Origin of the sequence: Pseudomonas extremorientalis (genome assembly GCF_001870465.1) — a bacterium.
Taxonomy (GTDB): domain Bacteria; phylum Pseudomonadota; class Gammaproteobacteria; order Pseudomonadales; family Pseudomonadaceae; genus Aquipseudomonas; species Aquipseudomonas extremorientalis.
The window spans coordinates 115,886-132,983 of record NZ_MDGK01000031.1 but is presented as its reverse complement, the minus strand read 5'-3'; the positions used below and the strand labels follow the sequence as shown (position 1 = coordinate 132,983).

Sequence of the window (17,098 nt, the reverse complement as noted above, 5' to 3'; positions counted from 1 at the left end):
CTAGAACGGTGCTTTCAGCAATATTCATGCACTGACCTGGATTGCTGAAACCTTCCACCCGCGGTGAAAATCCTCTTTCGCGCAACAGCCCCGCCAAAAGCGTTTGGTGGTAAGCTCGCGCACCATGAATATCTACAGCTCTCGCCCCGTTGTCCTCTGTCTCTCCGGCCATGACCCCAGTGGTGGCGCCGGCTTGCAGGCAGATATCGAAGCCCTGCTCGCCCAGGGTTGCCATGCGGCTCCGGCCATCACCGCACTGACCGTGCAGAACACGGTCAACGTCAGCGACTTCCGCGTGCTCGACCGCGAATGGGTACTGGCCCAGGCCAATGCCGTGCTCGGCGACTCCGAAGTGGCGGCGGTCAAGCTCGGCATGCTCGGTTCCACCGCGATGGTCGACACCGTGGTCGAACTGCTGCAGGCGCATCCGCACCTGCCGGTGGTGTGCGACCCGGTACTGCGCGCCGGTGGCGGCGGTAGCCTGGGCAAGGACGAGGTCGGTTATGCGATGCGCGAGCGGCTGTTGCCGTTGTCGCTGATCGCCACGCCGAACCTGCCCGAAGCGCGCATCCTCGCCGAGCTGCCGGACGGCTCGGCAGACGAATGCGCCGAGAAGCTGCTGCCGTATATCAGGCATTTGCTGATCACCGGCGGGCATGGCGACGAGCACGAAGTACACAACCGCCTCTACAGCCGCGACGGCACGCGCCAGACCTTTACCTGCCAGCGCCTGCCTGGCAGTTATCACGGTTCGGGCTGCACGCTGGCCAGTGCCCTGTCGGGCCGGATCGCCCAGGGCGAAGGCCTGGTGAGCGCCGTGCAATCGGCCCTCAACTACACTTGGCGCACCCTGCGTGACGCTGAACAACTCGGCCAGGGCCAGTTCGTGCCGCGCCGTCTGCCGCTGGATTTCTGCTCTTAACAGCACGAGGCCTGCCTGATGAAACTACGTGGCCTTTACGCCATTACCGACAGCCAACTGTTGGCCGGCAAATTCCTCGCCTACGTCGAAGCGGCGCTGGACGGTGGCGTGACTCTGCTGCAATACCGCGACAAAAGCAGCGACGAAGCCCGGCGCCTGCGTGAAGCAGAAAAGCTGCGGGAGCTGTGCTCGCGCTACAAAACCCAACTCATTATCAACGACGACGCCGAACTGGCCGCGCGCCTCGGCGTCGGCGTGCACCTGGGCCAGACCGACGGCCCGCTGACCCCGGCCCGTGCCCTGCTCGGCTCCAAGGCCATCATCGGTTCCACCTGCCACAGCCAGATCGAACTGGCCGAGCAGGCTGCCAAGGAAGGTGCGAGCTACGTCGCCTTCGGTCGCTTCTTCAATTCCAGTACCAAGCCCGGCGCCCCGGCCGCCACCCTCGAAATGCTGGCCCAGGCCCGTGCGCGCCTGCAGCTGCCGATCTGCGTGATCGGCGGCATCACCCTGGAGAACGCCGAACCCCTGGTGGCCCACGGTGCCGACCTGCTGGCGGTGGTGCACGGCCTGTTTGGCGCCGATAGCACCCAGGAAGTCACGCGCCGCGCCCGTGCGTTCAACGACCTTCTTAAAATTTCAGTTTAGAGAGCCCGATCATGTCCCGTTCCGAAACGCTGTTTGCCAATGCCCAGAAACACATACCCGGCGGTGTGAACTCCCCCGTGCGTGCGTTCAAGAGCGTGGGCGGCACGCCGCTGTTCTTCAAGCATGCCGAAGGCGCCTACGTCACCGACGAAGATGACAAGCGCTACGTGGACTACGTCGGCTCCTGGGGCCCGATGATCCTCGGCCACAGCCACCCGGACGTGCTGGACGCGGTGCGCAAGCAACTGGAACACGGCCTGTCCTACGGCGCGCCGACCGCCATGGAAACCGAGATGGCGGACCTGGTCTGCTCGATCGTGCCGTCGATGGAAATGGTGCGTATGGTCAGCTCCGGCACCGAAGCCACCATGAGCGCGATCCGCCTGGCCCGTGGTTTCACCGGCCGCGACAGCATCATCAAGTTCGAAGGCTGCTATCACGGCCATTCCGACAGCCTGTTGGTCAAGGCCGGTTCTGGCGCGCTGACCCAAGGTGTCCCTAGCTCGGCGGGCGTGCCAGCCGCGTTTGCCAAGCACACCCTGACCCTGCCGTTCAACGACATCGCCGCCGTCGAGCAGATGCTCAATGAAGTGGGCCAGGACGTGGCCTGCATCATCGTCGAGCCGGTGGCCGGCAATATGAACTGCGTGCCGCCCGCGCCGGGCTTTCTCGAAGGCCTGCGCGAACAGTGCGACAAACACGGCGTGGTGCTGATTTTCGACGAAGTGATGACCGGTTTCCGCGTCGCCCTCGGCGGCGCCCAGGCGCACTACGGCGTCACGCCGGACCTGAGCACCTTCGGCAAGATCATCGGCGGCGGCATGCCGGTGGGCTGCTTCGGCGGCAAGCGCGAGATCATGCAGCACATCGCGCCGCTGGGCCCGGTGTACCAGGCGGGCACCTTGTCGGGTAACCCACTGGCCATGGCCGCCGGCCTGACCACCCTGCGCCTGATCAGCCGCCCGGGCTTCCACGCCGAGCTGACCGACTACACCACGCGCCTGCTCGACGGCCTGCAACAGCGCGCCGATGCCGCCGGCATTCCGTTTGTCACCACCCAGGCGGGCGGTATGTTCGGCCTGTACTTCAGCGGTGCCGACGATATCGTCACTTTTGACGACGTAATGGGCAGCGATGCCGATCTGTTCAAACGCTTCTTCCACCTGATGCTGGAAGGCGGCGTATACCTGGCACCGAGCGCTTTCGAAGCCGGCTTCACCTCGATCGCCCACGGCGAAGCCGAGCTGAAACTGACCCTCGACGCCGCCGAACGCGCCTTCGCCGCACTGAAGTAATAGGCCGCAACCATCAGGCACCCCGCAAACGGTGTCTGATTTGCTACTTTGCTTACAGATATTTCCGAGTTTTTCCGAGAATTCACCTGCAATCCGGCAGATAACTTGGCCAAGCAGCAGAAAAACGAGTAAAGACTTTGTAAGCAGAGGCCTGCTTATTTCATAATGCGCGCTTATTGGATCCCCCGAGGGTCCGCGTGCCCCGTCAGAGGTAAGTCGATTCCCATGAAACGCACCGGCCGCACCCTGGTTCTGGGCTGCCTGTTGCTCCTTCAGCCGCTGCTGGCACATGCACAAGCAGGCGGCAACTCGTTGTTAATCCCAGCGATGGGTCGTTGCACCCTCAATACCCAGCCAGACAGCCAGGCCGAAGCCCTGAGCGCGTGCCAGAAGCAGGCCGACGGCGGGGATGCGCAGGCGCAATACGAGTTGGGCGAGTACTTCCACGACAGCAAGAACCCTGCCCGCGACCTCAACAAGGCCTTGAGCTACTTCGAGAAAGCGTCGTTGCAGGGCCATGCCCAAGCGCAATTCCAGTTGGGCAACATGTTCTTCAAGGGCGAAGGCGTGCCGGCCAACAACGTCCAGGCCTACATCGTGCTGAAAATGGCCGCGGTCAACGGCGCTGAAGACGCGCTGGACACCGCCGACGAAGTCGCCGAGCACATGCAGCGCGATGAACTGGAAGTGGCGACCCAGGTGCTGGGCCAGATTTTCCGCAACTACCTTCTGGAACTGCAGAGCGCCGATGGGCGTTCGCCCTTCTCACCGCTGCCCTGACAGCCGCCTTACTTCTCCGGCATTGGCATCGGAAATGGCATCACATTGCTGGTGCCCCGCGCCTCGCTGATCTTCGGCGTGCCCAGGCGCTCGACTTCATCGATTCGCACAATCGAATGCATCGGCACAAAGCTGCGCACCACGCCTTCGAACTGCGCCTTGAGCTTCTCTTCGCCCGGGTCGACGACCAACTGGGTGCGCTCGCCAAAGACGAACTCTTCCACCTCCAGGAAACCCCACAGATCACTTTGATAGATCTGCTTGGCGTACATTTCGAACACCTGGCCCTGGTTGAGGAAAATCACCTTGTAGATTGGAGCTTCACGTTTGGTCATGGTGGGCGAACAACACATCGGGGATATAAAAGAGGGCGCGAACTATAGCATGGCACCCGATGCACAACGCTAGGAACCAATGGGCATGCCCCCTATAATGCGCGGTTCTTTACCACCAGTTGACGATTCCCATGGCCAAGAAGCTTTACATCGAAACCCACGGTTGCCAGATGAACGAGTACGACAGCTCGCGCATGGTCGATCTGCTGGGCGAACACCAGGCCCTGGAAGTCACCGCCCGCGCCGAAGATGCCGACGTGATCCTGCTCAATACCTGCTCGATCCGCGAGCGGGCCCAGGACCGTGTGTACTCGCAGCTGGGCCGCTGGCGCGAATTGAAGCTGGCCAACCCGGACATGGTGATCGCCGTCGGCGGTTGCGTGGCCAGCCAGGAAGGCGCCGCGATCCGCGACCGCGCACCTTATGTCGACGTGGTCTTCGGTCCGCAGACCCTGCACCGCCTGCCGGAAATGATCGATGCCGCGCGCGTTACCAAGCTGCCGCAGGTGGATGTGTCGTTCCCGGAGATCGAAAAATTCGACCACTTGCCCGAACCCCGTATCGATGGGCCAAGCGCCTACGTGTCAGTGATGGAAGGCTGCAGCAAGTACTGCACCTTCTGCGTGGTGCCCTACACACGCGGTGAAGAAGTCAGCCGGCCATTTGATGATGTGCTGTCGGAAATCATCCACCTGGCCGAAAACGGCGTGCGCGAAGTGACCCTGCTGGGCCAGAACGTCAATGGCTACCGCGGCCTGACCGAGGATGGCCGCCTGGCCGACCTGGCGGAGCTGATCCGCGTGGTGGCTGCCGTGGACGGTATCGAGCGCATCCGCTACACCACCTCACACCCGCTGGAGTTCTCCGACAGCCTGATCCAGGCCCACGCTGAAGTGCCGGAACTGGTCAAGCACCTGCACTTGCCGGTGCAATCGGGCTCGGACCGCATCCTGGCGGCCATGAAGCGCAACCACACCGCCCTGGAATACAAATCCAAACTGCGCAAATTGCGCGCAGCGGTGCCGGGCATCTGCATCAGTTCGGACTTTATCGTCGGCTTCCCCGGCGAGACCGAGAAAGACTTCGAGCAGACCATGAAGCTGATCGAAGACGTCGGTTTCGACTTCTCCTATTCGTTCGTCTACAGCCAACGCCCCGGTACCCCGGCGGCCGACCTGGCGGACGACACCCCGGAAGCGCTGAAAAAAGAGCGCCTCAATGCGCTGCAACACCGCTTGAACCAGCAGGGTTTCGAGATCAGCCGACAAATGGTCGGGTCTGTCCAGCGCATCCTGGTCACCGACTATTCGAAAAAAGACCCGGGCGAATTGCAGGGGCGTACCGAGAACAACCGAATCGTAAACTTCCGTTGCGATAATCCGACCCTGATCGGCCAGTTTGCCGATGTGCACATCGATGCGGCGCAGCCGCATTCGTTGCGCGGGTCATTGCGGCAATAATTGCCTGATTAGGTGGGAGGGGGCTTGCCCCCGCTGACGGCGTGTCAGATACAGATGTTTTATCTGAACCGGCGCTATCGGGGGCAAGCGCCCTCCCACATTCTGACCGCGCAACATTCCGATGACGTAAGTGCTTTCGCGCACGGGCAGCTGGCGTTATTCTCTCTTTCACCTCAACAGCCAAAGGGCGGCTAAAAACAACCTTGAACGCACCCATAGCAGAACCCCATCGTTTTCTCCTCGAGCCCTTTGAGGCTCGCCGTTTCGCCAATCTGTGCGGACAGTTCGACGAGCACCTGCGCCTCATCGAACAACGCCTGAGCATCGAGATCCGCAATCGCGGCAATCAGTTCGAGCTCATTGGTGAACCCCAACACACCACGTCCGCAGAAAACCTGCTGCGCCGCCTCTACCGTGAAACCAAGGGTAGCGAGCTGTCGCCGGAAACCGTGCACCTGTACCTGCAGGAATCGGCTGTCGAAGACCTGGCCAATAACCCCGTGGCCGAAGCCAGCGTGGCCCTGCGTACCAAAAAAGGCATGATTCGCCCGCGCGGCTTGAATCAGCAGAAGTACGTCAAGGAAATCCTCGGCAACGACATCAACTTCGGCATCGGCCCCGCCGGTACCGGCAAGACTTACCTGGCCGTGGCCTGTGCGGTCGATGCGCTGGAGCGCGAGCAAGTGCGCCGCATCCTGCTGGTACGCCCGGCGGTCGAGGCTGGCGAGAAGCTCGGCTTCCTGCCCGGCGACCTCGCCCAGAAGATCGACCCGTACCTGCGCCCGCTCTACGACGCACTGTACGAGATGCTCGGCTTCGAATACGTGGCCAAGCTGATCGAACGCCAGGTGATCGAGATCGCCCCGCTGGCCTACATGCGTGGTCGTACCTTGAACAACAGCTTCATCATCCTCGACGAAAGCCAGAACACCACGGTCGAGCAGATGAAGATGTTCCTCACCCGCATCGGTTTCGGCTCCACCGCCGTGATCACCGGTGATGTCACCCAGGTCGACCTGCCCAAAGGCACCAAGTCGGGCCTGGCCCAGGTGATCGAGGTGCTCAAGGACGTGCCGGGCATCAGCTTCACGCACTTCATGCCCAAGGATGTGGTTCGTCACCCGCTGGTGCAGCGCATCGTCGAAGCCTACGAGCGCTTCGACCATCGCGACGAAGCACCGGCCAAGGACATTCGCCGCGATGCTTGAGCTAGACCTGCAGCTGGCCACCGAAGCGCCCGCCCCCAGCGAAGCCCAGTTCCGTCAGTGGTGCGACCTGGCCCTGCGCCAGCGCACCGCCGACTCGGAACTGACCATTCGCCTGGTGGACGAGCCCGAGGGCCGCGAACTGAATCACACCTGGCGCCAGAAGGATTACGCGACCAACGTGCTGTCCTTCCCCGCCGATGTGCCGGATGAGCTGCTGGATATCCCGTTGCTGGGCGATCTGGTCATCTGTGTCGCCGTGGTGGAGCGCGAGGCAAAGGAACAAGGCAAGGAACTTGAAGCCCACTGGGCCCATCTAGTCATCCACGGCTGCTTGCATCTCTTGGGTTACGACCATATAGACGATGAGGAAGCCGAGGAAATGGAAACACTGGAACAAACGTTGCTTGCAGAATTGGGTCATCCGGACCCATATGCCGACGACGAAGCTTAAAAACACTCAACTGTAACAATAAAGGATTCAGAGTAATCGCTATGAGCGAAGACCGATCGAGCAACGGGCAGAAGTCATGGCTGGGTAAACTGACCCAGGCTTTTGCCCACGAGCCGAAAAACCGCCAGGAGCTCTTGGAGCTGCTGCGCGAGGCCCATCAGAACAAGTTGCTGGACAGCGAAGCGCTGGCCATTGTCGAGGGCGCCATCCAGGTGGCTGACCTGCAAGTACGGGACATCATGGTCCCGCGCTCGCAGATGATCAGCATCAAGGCGACCCAGACCCCACGGGAGTTCCTCCCGGCCGTGATCGACTCGGCGCACTCGCGCTACCCGGTGATCGGTGAAAGCCATGACGATGTCATGGGCGTCCTGCTGGCCAAGGACCTGCTGCCGCTGATCCTCAAGGAAAACGGCGACAGCTTCAATATCAAGGACTTGCTGCGTCCGGCCACCTTCGTGCCTGAATCCAAGCGCCTGAATGTGTTGCTGCGCGAATTCCGCGCCAACCACAATCACATGGCCATTGTGATCGACGAATACGGCGGCGTCGCTGGCCTGGTGACGATTGAAGACGTGCTGGAACAGATCGTCGGCGATATCGAAGACGAACACGACGTGGAAGAAGACAGCTACATCAAGCCACTGCCCAGCGGTGACTTCCTGATCAAGGCGCTGACGCCGATCGAGAACTTCAACGAGTTCTTCGACAGCGAATTCTCCGATGACGAGTTCGACACCGTGGGCGGCCTGGTGATGAGTGCGTTCGGGCACCTGCCCAAGCGTAACGAAACCACCGAGATCGGCGCGTATCGCTTCCGCATCCTGAATGCCGACAGCCGTCGCATCCATCTGATCCGCCTGACACCAATTGCCCGCTAAGGAATGACATGCAGCGCCTAACCCGCCCCGGCTGGCCCGGTAATTTGCTGGCCGTGGTGGCCGGCGCCATCACCACCCTGGCGCTGGCGCCGTTCGACCTGTGGCCTTTTGCGCTGGTGGCGGTCGGCCTGTTCTATATCGGGCTGCGGGAACTGAGCCCACGCCAGGCCCTGGGCCGTGGCTGGTGTTTCGGCTTCGGCCTGTTCGGCGCCGGCACCAGCTGGATCTACTACAGCATCCACCACTTCGGAGGCGCTTCGGTGTTGCTGGCGGGGTTCCTGATGCTGCTGTTCACCGCTGCCATCGCCTGGTTCTTCGCCCTGCCCGCCTGGCTGTGGGCGCGCTGGTTGCGTCGCAACGAAGCGCCGCTGGCCGATGCCCTGACCTTCGCGGCGTTGTGGGTGGGCCAGGAAGCATTTCGCGGCTGGTTCCTCACCGGTTTCCCATGGTTGTATTCCGGGTACAGCCAACTCGATGGCCCGCTCACCGGCCTCGCGCCGCTGGGCGGGATGTGGCTGATCTCCTTTGCCCTGGCACTCACCGCCGCGCTGCTGTGCAACCTGCCGCGCCTGCTGGCCGGCAAGCGCAACGCCTTTATCGGTGCCGGCCTGGTATTGCTGGTAGCACCCTGGGCGATCGGCCTGGCACTCAAGCATCACGCCTGGACCAGTCCGTCCGGCGCGCCGCTGAGCGTGGCCGCCATCCAGGGCAACGTCGAACAGAGCATGAAGTGGGACCCGGAGCAGCTCAACGCGCAGCTGGCGCTGTATCGCGACATGAGCTTCAGCTCCAAGCGTGTCGACTTGCTGGTATGGCCGGAAACGGCGGTGCCGGTGCTCAAGGAGTCTGTCGAAGGCTACCTGGGCATGATGGGCAAGTTCGCCGCCGACCGGCACACCGCGCTGATCACCGGGGTACCGATTCGCCAGGAAGTGCACCACCAGAAGCGCTACTTCAATGGCATCACCGTGGTCGGCGAAGGCGACGGTACCTACCTCAAGCAGAAGCTGGTGCCGTTCGGTGAATACGTGCCGCTGCAGGACATGTTGCGTGGCCTGATTGCCTTTTTTGATCTACCGATGTCGGACTTCGCCCGCGGTCCCTCTGATCAGGCGATGCTGCAGGCCAAGGGTTATCAGATTGCGCCGTTCATTTGCTACGAAGTGGTGTACCCGGAATTCGCCGCCGGCCTGTCGGCCCAGAGCGATCTGCTGCTGACCATCAGCAACGACACCTGGTTCGGCCGCTCCATCGGCCCGTTGCAGCACCTGCAAATGGCGCAGATGCGCGCGCTGGAAGCCGGGCGCTGGATGATCCGCGCCACCAACAATGGCGTGACCGGCCTGATCAACCCGTTTGGACAGATCACGGCGCAGATCCCGCAATTCGAACGCGGCATTCTCTACGGCGAAGTGGTGCCGATGCACAACCTCACGCCGTACCTGCAATGGCGTTCGTGGCCGTTGATTATCCTGTGCCTGGGGCTGTTCGGTTGGGCGCTGCTGGCGGGCCGCATGTCCAAAACCGTCTGACAGACACCCCATAACCAATGTGGAAGGGGGCTTGCCCCCCTCCCAGATGTTGATCTGCCGTGTTATCGATAGAACAACCGATAACCCAGCTGCCCCACCGCTTCGTTGATCAACTGCCCGCTGCGCCACACTGATACGAACTCGGGCATCCAGCCACCCAGTGGCCGGGCGTTATCCACGCCCAGGAAGCCCACCGGCGCAGGCACCACGGTGAAACCGGCCTTCTCGAAGCTCCACACCGAACGCGGCATGTGCCAGGCCTGGGTCACCACCACCACGCGCTTGATGCCTTCGGGCAAGAGAATTTCCGCGCTCATCTGCGCGTTTTCCCAGGTGGTTCGGCTGCGTTCTTCCTTCCAGCGCACTGTCACGCCGAAGTCATCCTGCATCGATACCGCCATCAGTTCCGCCTCGCTGGGTGGTGTGCCGTAATGCAGGCCGCCGGTAGTCAGCACCGGCAGCCCGGAGGCCTTGGCCAATCGTGCGGCATAGCGCTGGCGCTCCAGGCCGGTCCCCGTCGGCTGATCGGTGCCCCAGGCCGGGTCCCCGCGCTCCCGCCCGGAGCCCAACACCACAATCGCATCGGCGCGCTGCGCCAGCGTCGACCAGTCTTCCCGCGCCAACGGCGGCTCGGTCTCCAGGGCTCGCGCGCCCCACTCCACCATCACCGGCAGGCTGATCAGCCACATACCGCCAAACCCCAGCGCAAAGCAGCAACCCGCCAAGCGTGGCCGGCTGCGCCGAAACCACCAGGCAAGGGCCAGCAACAGCAAAAGAATGCCGGGCGGCAGGAGCAGTTGTTTGATGAAGTAACGAATAGGCATCGGGCATCTCCAAAGATGCCCGAAGCCTAAGGTGTAACGGGGTTTAGCGACAATCTTTACCGTGACATGACGCGAAGGTGTTGCTCTGGGGGAGTGAACTACTTGTAGCGTACGAAGCGGCGTTTTTCCGGGCCGCGACCGACCGACAAGTCCTTGAGCCACACCACCTTGGCAGAGTGCGTGGCCTCCTTGGGTGGCGGGGTTGCCACCAGAGGAGGCGCACCGCGCCCATTCCGTTCCAGATAAGCCTTGATCAGTTCCAGCTCCGCGCGGGTCAAACCGCGCAGTTCCAACTCCACAGGCCGTTCATCACGCAATCGGCCCGCTGTCCTCGCTGCATCCAATGCACGACCCAATCGGTCGATCAGTCCTTCGTAGATTTCCGGTTTCGTTACGATTCGCTGCGATTCAACCATCCCCTCACCTCATTGAAGAAAGACTTGCTCCCCAATAAACAGCGTAGCCCCCGTGGCTGCGCCTGCCCGGCGCCGCGACAGACGGCCCTGCCAGAGCAATCAGGGTTTCCCTCGATAGAGTGGGGTCATGTATGCTACGGCGCTTCCTGTAACTCCACTTCCCGCAGGGTTTGGGCACGGACGCGCCGCTTTTTGGTGTCGATCAACCTGAATGTTGCACCGAAGAGGATTAGGCCACCCCTATTCAGTTCAAAAGTAGCCATGCACGAACAATATCAGCCCCGTGAAATAGAAAATGCCGCCCAAACCTTCTGGGACGAGCACAAGTCCTTTGAAGTCAGTGAACAGCCAGGCAAGGAGACTTACTACTGCCTATCGATGTTCCCTTACCCCAGCGGCAAACTACACATGGGGCACGTGCGTAACTACACCATCGGCGACGTGATTTCCCGTTACCAGCGCATGCAAGGCAAGAACGTCCTGCAACCCATGGGTTGGGACGCCTTCGGCATGCCGGCGGAAAACGCCGCGATGAAAAACAACGTGGCCCCCGCCAAGTGGACCTACGAAAACATCGCCTACATGAAGACCCAGCTGCGCAGCCTGGGCCTGGCGGTGGACTGGTCCCGCGAAGTCACCACCTGCAAGCCGGATTACTACCGCTGGGAACAATGGCTGTTCACGCGCCTGTTCGAAAAAGGTGTGATCTACAAAAAAAACGGCACCGTGAACTGGGACCCGATCGACCAGACCGTCCTTGCCAACGAGCAAGTGATCGACGGTCGCGGCTGGCGCTCCGGCGCGCTGATCGAAAAGCGCGAAATCCCGATGTACTACTTCAAGATCACCGCCTACGCGGATGAACTGTTGTCGAGCCTCGACGACCTGCCGGGCTGGCCGGAGCAGGTCAAGACCATGCAACGCAACTGGATCGGCAAATCCAAGGGCATGGAAGTGCAGTTCCCGTACAACGTCGACTCGATCGGCGAAGCGGGCGCACTGAAAGTCTTCACCACCCGCCCGGACACCCTGATGGGCGCGACCTACGTCGCCGTGGCCGCCGAACACCCGCTGGCCACCCAGGCTGCACAGAACAACCCTGAGTTGCAGGCGTTCATCGCCGAATGCAAAGGCGGTAGCGTGGCCGAGGCCGACGTCGCTACCCAGGAGAAAAAAGGCCTGCCGACCGGCCTGTTCGTCGAGCACCCACTTACCGGTGAAAAGCTGCCGGTGTGGGTGGCCAACTACGTGCTGATGCACTACGGCGATGGCGCTGTCATGGCTGTGCCGGCTCACGACGAGCGCGATTTCGAATTCGCCACCAAGTACAGCCTGCCGATCAAGTCCGTGGTGCGTACCAGCTCGGGCGACACCAACCCGGCCCCGTGGCAGGACGCCTACGGCGAGCACGGTGAGCTGATCAATTCCGGCGAGTTTGATGGCCTGGACTTCCAGGGCGCCTTCGACGCCATTGAAGTCGCCCTGATCAAGAAAAACCTCGGTGCCTCGCGCACCCAGTTCCGCCTGCGCGACTGGGGCATCAGCCGCCAGCGCTACTGGGGCTGCCCGATCCCGATCATCCACTGCGAAAGCTGTGGCGACGTGCCAGTACCGGAAGACCAACTGCCGGTCGTCCTGCCTGAAGACGTGGTGCCGGACGGCGCCGGTTCGCCATTGGCGCGCATGCCCGAATTCTACGAGTGCAGTTGCCCGAAATGCGGCGCGCCTGCCAAACGTGAAACCGACACCATGGACACCTTCGTGGAGTCCTCGTGGTACTACGCCCGCTACGCCTCGCCGCACTATGAAGGCGGCCTGGTAGAGAAATCCGCGGCCGACCACTGGTTGCCGGTTGACCAGTATATCGGCGGTATCGAACACGCCATCCTTCACCTGTTGTACGCGCGCTTCTTCCACAAGCTGATGCGTGACGAAGGCCTGGTGAGTTCCGATGAACCGTTCAAGAACCTGCTGACACAAGGCATGGTGGTCGCCGAGACTTACTATCGCCGCGAAGCCAACGGCGCTTATACCTGGTTCAACCCGGCCGACGTCGAGCTTGAGCGCGACAGCAAAGCCAAGGTCGTCAGCGCCAAGCTGATCGCCGACGGCCTGCCGGTGGAAATCGGCGGCACCGAGAAGATGGCCAAGTCCAAGAACAATGGCGTTGACCCGCAGTCGATGATCGATCAGTTCGGCGCGGACACCTGCCGCCTGTTCATGATGTTCGCATCGCCGCCTGACATGAGCGCCGAATGGTCCGACTCCGGCGTCGAAGGCTCGCACCGTTTCCTCAAGCGCGTCTGGCGCCTGGCGCACGCTCACATCAGCCAGGGCCTGCCGGGCAAACTGGACGTGGCCGCCTTGAGCGACGAGCAGAAACTCATTCGCCGCAGCACCCACCTGGCCATCAAGCAAGCCAGCCAGGATGTGGGCCAGAACCACAAGTTCAACACCGCTATCGCCCAGGTGATGACGCTGATGAACGTGCTGGAAAAAGCCCCACAAGTGACTGAGCAGGATCGTGCACTGGTACAGGAAGGCCTGGAAACGGTCACCCTGCTGCTGGCGCCGATCACGCCGCACATCAGCCACGACCTGTGGAACCGCCTGGGCCACAGCGACGCCGTCATCGATGCGCGCTGGCCGGTGCAGGATGACAGCGCCCTGGTACAGGACACGCTGCAACTGGTGATCCAGGTCAACGGTAAACTGCGTGGTCAGATCGACATGCCAGCCACCGCCAGCCGCGAAGACGTTGAAGCGGCTGCCCGCGTCAACGAAAACGTGCTGCGCTTTACCGAAGGCCTGACGATTCGCAAAGTGATCGTGGTGCCTGGCAAACTGGTCAATATCGTCGCGAGCTAATCGGATCGGGCGCAGGGCTTGGGCCCTGCGTCGAACAAAGCCTTCAGGGCCTCTATAAGGCCCACATGGTTTCAAGGGGAGCAACAAAATGATCAAACGCAATTTGCTGGTGATGGGCCTTGCCGTGCTGCTGAGCGCTTGCGGCTTCCAACTACGCGGCACCGGCACCAATCAACTGGCGATCAAGGAACTGGACGTCAGCGCCCGCAATGCTTACGGCGATACTGTGGTGCAACTGCGTCAGGTCCTGGAAAACAGCGGCGTGCACGTCTACACCGGCGCGACCTACAAACTGGTGCTGGTGGATGAGAAAGAAACCCAGCGCAGCCTGAGCTACGCCAGCGCCGGCCGTGCGTCGGATATCGAGCTGAGCACGGTGCTCAATTTTGAAGTGCAAGGCCTGAATAATCAGCCGTTGATGGGCGACAAGGTTCAGGTGCAGAAGGTTGTCAGCCACGACGGCAACAACTTGGTGGGTTCGGACTCGGAAGTTGTCCAGGTGCGCAAGGAAATGCGCCGGGAACTGATCCAGCGCATGATGGTTCGCCTGCAGTTCCTGACGCCACAGCAGCTGGAAGCCTTGCAGCAACAAGCTGACAACAAGGCCAAGGCTGACGCCGACGCGCTGAAAGCCGCCCAAGAGTACGAAGACAACACACCGAAACAGTCGCCTGTTGAAGTCCCTGTCGAGTAAGCCGGACGGGGCGCCCCAAGCGCCCCGTTTACCCCGCCTATGAAGCTCGCCCCCGCCCAACTCGCCAAACACCTGCAAGGTGGCCTTGCGCCTGTCTACATTGTCAGCGGTGATGATCCGCTGCTGTGTCAGGAAGCCGCCGACGCCATTCGCACGGCGGCACGCCAGCAAGGTTTCGACGAACGCCAGGTCTTCAGCGCCGACGCCAGCTTCGACTGGGGCACGCTGCTGCAGGCCGGTGCGAGCATGTCACTGTTTGCCGAGAAGCGCCTGCTGGAACTGCGCCTGCCTTCGGGCAAGCCTGGCGACAAAGGCGCGGCCGCCCTGATGGAATACTGCTCGCGCCCCGCCGAAGACACCGTGCTGTTGATCAGCCTGCCCAAGCTTGATGGCAGCGCGCAGAAAACCAAGTGGGGCAAGGCTCTGGTGGAAGGGGCGCAGACCCAGTTCATCCAGATCTGGCCGGTGGACAGCAGCCAGTTGCCGCAATGGATTCGCCAGCGGCTGTCGCAGTCGGGACTGTCGGCGACCCAGGACGCAGTGGAGTTGATCGCCGCCCGGGTTGAAGGCAATTTGCTGGCCGCTGCCCAGGAGATCGAAAAGCTCAAGCTGATGGCCGAAGACGGGCAGATTACCGTCGAGACCGTCCAGGGCGCCGTGGCTGACAGTGCACGCTTTGATGTGTTCGGGCTGGTGGATGCGATCCTCAACGGTGAGCCCGCCCACGCCCTGCGCATGCTCGAAGGCCTGCGCGGCGAAGGTGTGGAACCGCCGGTGATTCTCTGGGCCCTGGCCCGGGAACTGCGGGTGCTGGCCAATATTGCCCTGCAATATAGCCAGGGTACGCCGCTGGACAAATGCTTCAGCCAGGCCAAGCCACCGGTGTGGGACAAGCGCAAACCCTTGATGAGCAAAGCACTGCAGCGGCACTCGGCGCAACGCTGGGCGCAATTGCTGCTGGAAGCGCAACGCATCGACGCGCAGATCAAGGGCCAGGCGGCGGGTTCGCCGTGGATGAGCCTGAGCCGTTTATCATTGTTGATGGCCGGCCAGCGCCTGACATTGCCGGCAGAATAGTCCTACCTCTCGAAGGGCTTTACAGCGGCGCAACATCGGCAGATGATTTGCACCGTTTCAACCACCCAACGAGAGTAACGACCATGAGCAAAAAGCCATCCAAGCATGGCCCCAACAAGGCCAAATCCATCATCGCCCAGCCACTGTTCCGTAGCCGTCAGGAACGCGCCGGCAAGGGCAAAGGCAGCTACCGCCGCGAAGCCTTCCAGTCTAAAAGCTGGGAGGCTTCTTACTTTCTGGCTGCCTGAAGGCAAGCAGCCCTCTGGCATGATAAGGTCTGCACCTGATTTGCAATCCCTGGACCTGTGCATGCCCTCTAGTCTTTCCCGTCGTTGGCACTTTCGCCAACTGATCGCTGCCTCCAGCCTCATCCTGCTCGTCGCCTGTGCGGAGAAACCCACCGCCGCCGACGCTCAACCGCTGCCCAAGCTCCAGACCGCCCCTGCGGTTGCGCCCGCTGTCGTGGCCCCGCTGGCTGTGGATAATCTTGATATCCAGCCGACCCAGACCTTCGCCGAATGGCAGGCGGCCTTCCGCGTGCAAGCCCTGCAGGCCGGCATCACCGCCGCCGTGTTCGACAACGCATTCGCCAACGTTACCCCCGACATGGCGGTGATCCGCGCCGACCGCAGCCAGCCGGAGTTTTCCCGCCCGGTGTGGGAATACCTCGACGGTGCCCTGTCGCCCGTGCGCGTGCGCAACGGCCAGGCGTTGCTGGTCAAGTACGCCGACATCCTGCAAAGCATCGAACAACGTTATGGCGTCGACCGCCAGGCGCTGGTGTCGGTATGGGGCATGGAAAGTAACTTCGGCCAGTTCCAGGGCAACAACTCGGTGATCCGCTCGCTGGCGACCCTGGCCTACGAAGGCCGCCGCCCGGCATTTGCCCAGGCGCAATTGCTGGCGGCGCTGCAGATCATCCAGCACGGCGATATCCAGGCCGACCAGATGAAAGGCTCCTGGGCCGGCGCCATGGGCCAGACCCAATTTATCCCGACCACCTACAACACCCACGCCGTCGACTTCGATGGCGACGGTCGCCGCGATATCTGGAACAGCCCGTCAGACGCCCTCGCCTCCACCGCACACTACCTGCAGAGCTCCGGCTGGCAGAAAGGCCAACCGTGGGGTTTCGAAGTGAAACAACTGCCGGCGAACTTCGATTACGCCCTGGCCGATGGCGGCATCCGCAAGACGGTCGCAGAATGGCTGAAACTGGGTATCCAACTGCCGCCAGGCGCAAGCATGCCGCCCAACGTCGACCAACTCTCCGCTGCGCTGCTGTTGCCGGCCGGCTACCGTGGCCCGGCGTTCCTGGTGCTGGATAACTTCCGTGCGATCCTCAAGTACAACAACTCTTCGTCCTATGCACTGGCGGTTGGCTTGTTGTCGGAACGCTTTGGTGGCGGTGGAGTGATTCGTGGCGATTGGCCGAAGGATGAGCTGCCATTGAGCCGCTCGCAGCGCATCGACTTGCAGACGGCCTTGAGTGCCAACGGCTATGACGCGGGCAACCCGGATGGGATTATCGGCGCCAATACGCGCAAGGCGATTCGTGCGGCGCAGCAGGCCTTGGGCTGGCCGGCGGATGGGTATCCGACGGTGAAGCTGCTGGAGTCGTTGCAGAATCGATAGATCTGCCTATGGCGGCTATCGCTATCGGGGGCAAGCCCCCTCCCACATTCCAACAGCATTCCATTGTGGGAG

The 17,098-nt window shown here is 61.9% G+C and carries 17 protein-coding genes; 14 read left to right on the top strand and 3 right to left on the bottom strand.

The window, feature by feature from the left end:
• Positions 1 to 124: 124 nt before the first annotated feature.
• From BFN10_RS12430 to BFN10_RS12415, 4 genes are all read left to right on the top strand, one after another.
• Positions 125 to 922 carry a hydroxymethylpyrimidine/phosphomethylpyrimidine kinase gene (locus BFN10_RS12430; protein WP_071489911.1) on the top strand — a complete coding sequence of 266 codons (798 nt, stop codon included), beginning with the start codon at positions 125 to 127 and terminating at the stop codon, positions 920 to 922.
• 18 nt (positions 923 to 940) lie between these two features.
• Positions 941 to 1,570 (top strand): thiamine phosphate synthase, encoded by a 630-nt coding sequence (gene thiE / locus BFN10_RS12425; RefSeq protein WP_071489910.1) that lies wholly within the window; start codon positions 941 to 943, stop codon positions 1,568 to 1,570.
• Between the two features lie 11 nt (positions 1,571 to 1,581).
• The gene (gene hemL, locus BFN10_RS12420) at positions 1,582 to 2,865 is read left to right on the top strand and encodes a glutamate-1-semialdehyde 2,1-aminomutase (protein WP_071489909.1); all 1,284 of its coding nucleotides are present in this window, start codon (positions 1,582 to 1,584) and stop codon (positions 2,863 to 2,865) included.
• A gap of 225 nt (positions 2,866 to 3,090) precedes the next feature.
• Positions 3,091 to 3,645: a tetratricopeptide repeat protein gene (locus BFN10_RS12415; protein ID WP_071489908.1), complete on the top strand. Its 555-nt coding sequence runs from the start codon at positions 3,091 to 3,093 to the stop codon at positions 3,643 to 3,645.
• Positions 3,646 to 3,653: 8 nt separating this feature from the next.
• Here the strand turns inward: BFN10_RS12415 and BFN10_RS12410 are convergent, their stop codons facing one another.
• Positions 3,654 to 3,980 carry a DUF1820 family protein gene (locus tag BFN10_RS12410; protein ID WP_003194436.1) on the bottom strand — a complete coding sequence of 109 codons (327 nt, stop codon included), beginning with the start codon at positions 3,978 to 3,980 and terminating at the stop codon, positions 3,654 to 3,656.
• Positions 3,981 to 4,111: 131 nt separating this feature from the next.
• Here BFN10_RS12410 and miaB point away from each other — a divergent pair, with 131 nt between their 5' ends.
• From miaB to lnt, 5 genes are all read left to right on the top strand, one after another.
• Positions 4,112 to 5,440, top strand: a complete 1,329-nt coding sequence (miaB, locus tag BFN10_RS12405; protein ID WP_071489907.1) for a tRNA (N6-isopentenyl adenosine(37)-C2)-methylthiotransferase MiaB — start codon at positions 4,112 to 4,114, stop codon at positions 5,438 to 5,440.
• Positions 5,441 to 5,643: 203 nt separating this feature from the next.
• Positions 5,644 to 6,648 (top strand): PhoH family protein, encoded by a 1,005-nt coding sequence (locus BFN10_RS12400; RefSeq protein ID WP_071489906.1) that lies wholly within the window; start codon positions 5,644 to 5,646, stop codon positions 6,646 to 6,648.
• Positions 6,641 to 7,099, top strand: coding sequence for an rRNA maturation RNase YbeY (ybeY, locus tag BFN10_RS12395; protein WP_071489905.1), 459 nt, complete (start codon positions 6,641 to 6,643; stop codon positions 7,097 to 7,099). Before BFN10_RS12400 ends, ybeY begins: the two co-directional genes overlap by 8 nt.
• A 41-nt stretch (positions 7,100 to 7,140) precedes the next feature.
• Positions 7,141 to 7,980, top strand: a complete 840-nt coding sequence (locus BFN10_RS12390) for an HlyC/CorC family transporter (RefSeq protein ID WP_010206772.1) — start codon at positions 7,141 to 7,143, stop codon at positions 7,978 to 7,980.
• A gap of 8 nt (positions 7,981 to 7,988) precedes the next feature.
• Positions 7,989 to 9,512 carry an apolipoprotein N-acyltransferase gene (gene lnt / locus BFN10_RS12385; RefSeq protein ID WP_071489904.1) on the top strand — a complete coding sequence of 508 codons (1,524 nt, stop codon included), beginning with the start codon at positions 7,989 to 7,991 and terminating at the stop codon, positions 9,510 to 9,512.
• Positions 9,513 to 9,574: 62 nt separating this feature from the next.
• Here the strand turns inward: lnt and BFN10_RS12380 are convergent, their stop codons facing one another.
• Positions 9,575 to 10,336, bottom strand: a complete 762-nt coding sequence (locus BFN10_RS12380; RefSeq protein ID WP_071489903.1) for a YdcF family protein — start codon at positions 10,334 to 10,336, stop codon at positions 9,575 to 9,577.
• 98 nt (positions 10,337 to 10,434) lie between these two features.
• Entirely contained in the window at positions 10,435 to 10,752 is a 318-nt protein-coding gene (locus BFN10_RS12375) for a hypothetical protein (RefSeq protein WP_071489902.1), read from the bottom strand.
• A gap of 261 nt (positions 10,753 to 11,013) precedes the next feature.
• Between BFN10_RS12375 and leuS the strand changes: the two genes are divergently transcribed.
• From leuS to BFN10_RS12350, 5 genes are all read left to right on the top strand, one after another.
• Positions 11,014 to 13,620 carry a leucine--tRNA ligase gene (leuS, locus tag BFN10_RS12370; protein WP_071489901.1) on the top strand — a complete coding sequence of 869 codons (2,607 nt, stop codon included), beginning with the start codon at positions 11,014 to 11,016 and terminating at the stop codon, positions 13,618 to 13,620.
• 88 nt (positions 13,621 to 13,708) lie between these two features.
• Complete coding sequence (locus BFN10_RS12365) at positions 13,709 to 14,314, top strand: LPS-assembly lipoprotein LptE (protein ID WP_071489900.1); 606 nt, start codon at positions 13,709 to 13,711, stop codon at positions 14,312 to 14,314.
• 39 nt (positions 14,315 to 14,353) lie between these two features.
• Positions 14,354 to 15,391, top strand: coding sequence for a DNA polymerase III subunit delta (gene holA, locus BFN10_RS12360; RefSeq protein ID WP_058427766.1), 1,038 nt, complete (start codon positions 14,354 to 14,356; stop codon positions 15,389 to 15,391).
• Between the two features lie 83 nt (positions 15,392 to 15,474).
• On the top strand, positions 15,475 to 15,639 hold the full coding sequence (gene arfA / locus BFN10_RS12355; RefSeq protein ID WP_071489899.1) for an alternative ribosome rescue factor ArfA: 165 nt from the start codon (positions 15,475 to 15,477) through the stop codon (positions 15,637 to 15,639).
• Between the two features lie 61 nt (positions 15,640 to 15,700).
• Complete coding sequence (locus BFN10_RS12350) at positions 15,701 to 17,026, top strand: lytic murein transglycosylase (RefSeq protein ID WP_071489898.1); 1,326 nt, start codon at positions 15,701 to 15,703, stop codon at positions 17,024 to 17,026.
• Positions 17,027 to 17,098 lie beyond the last annotated feature (72 nt).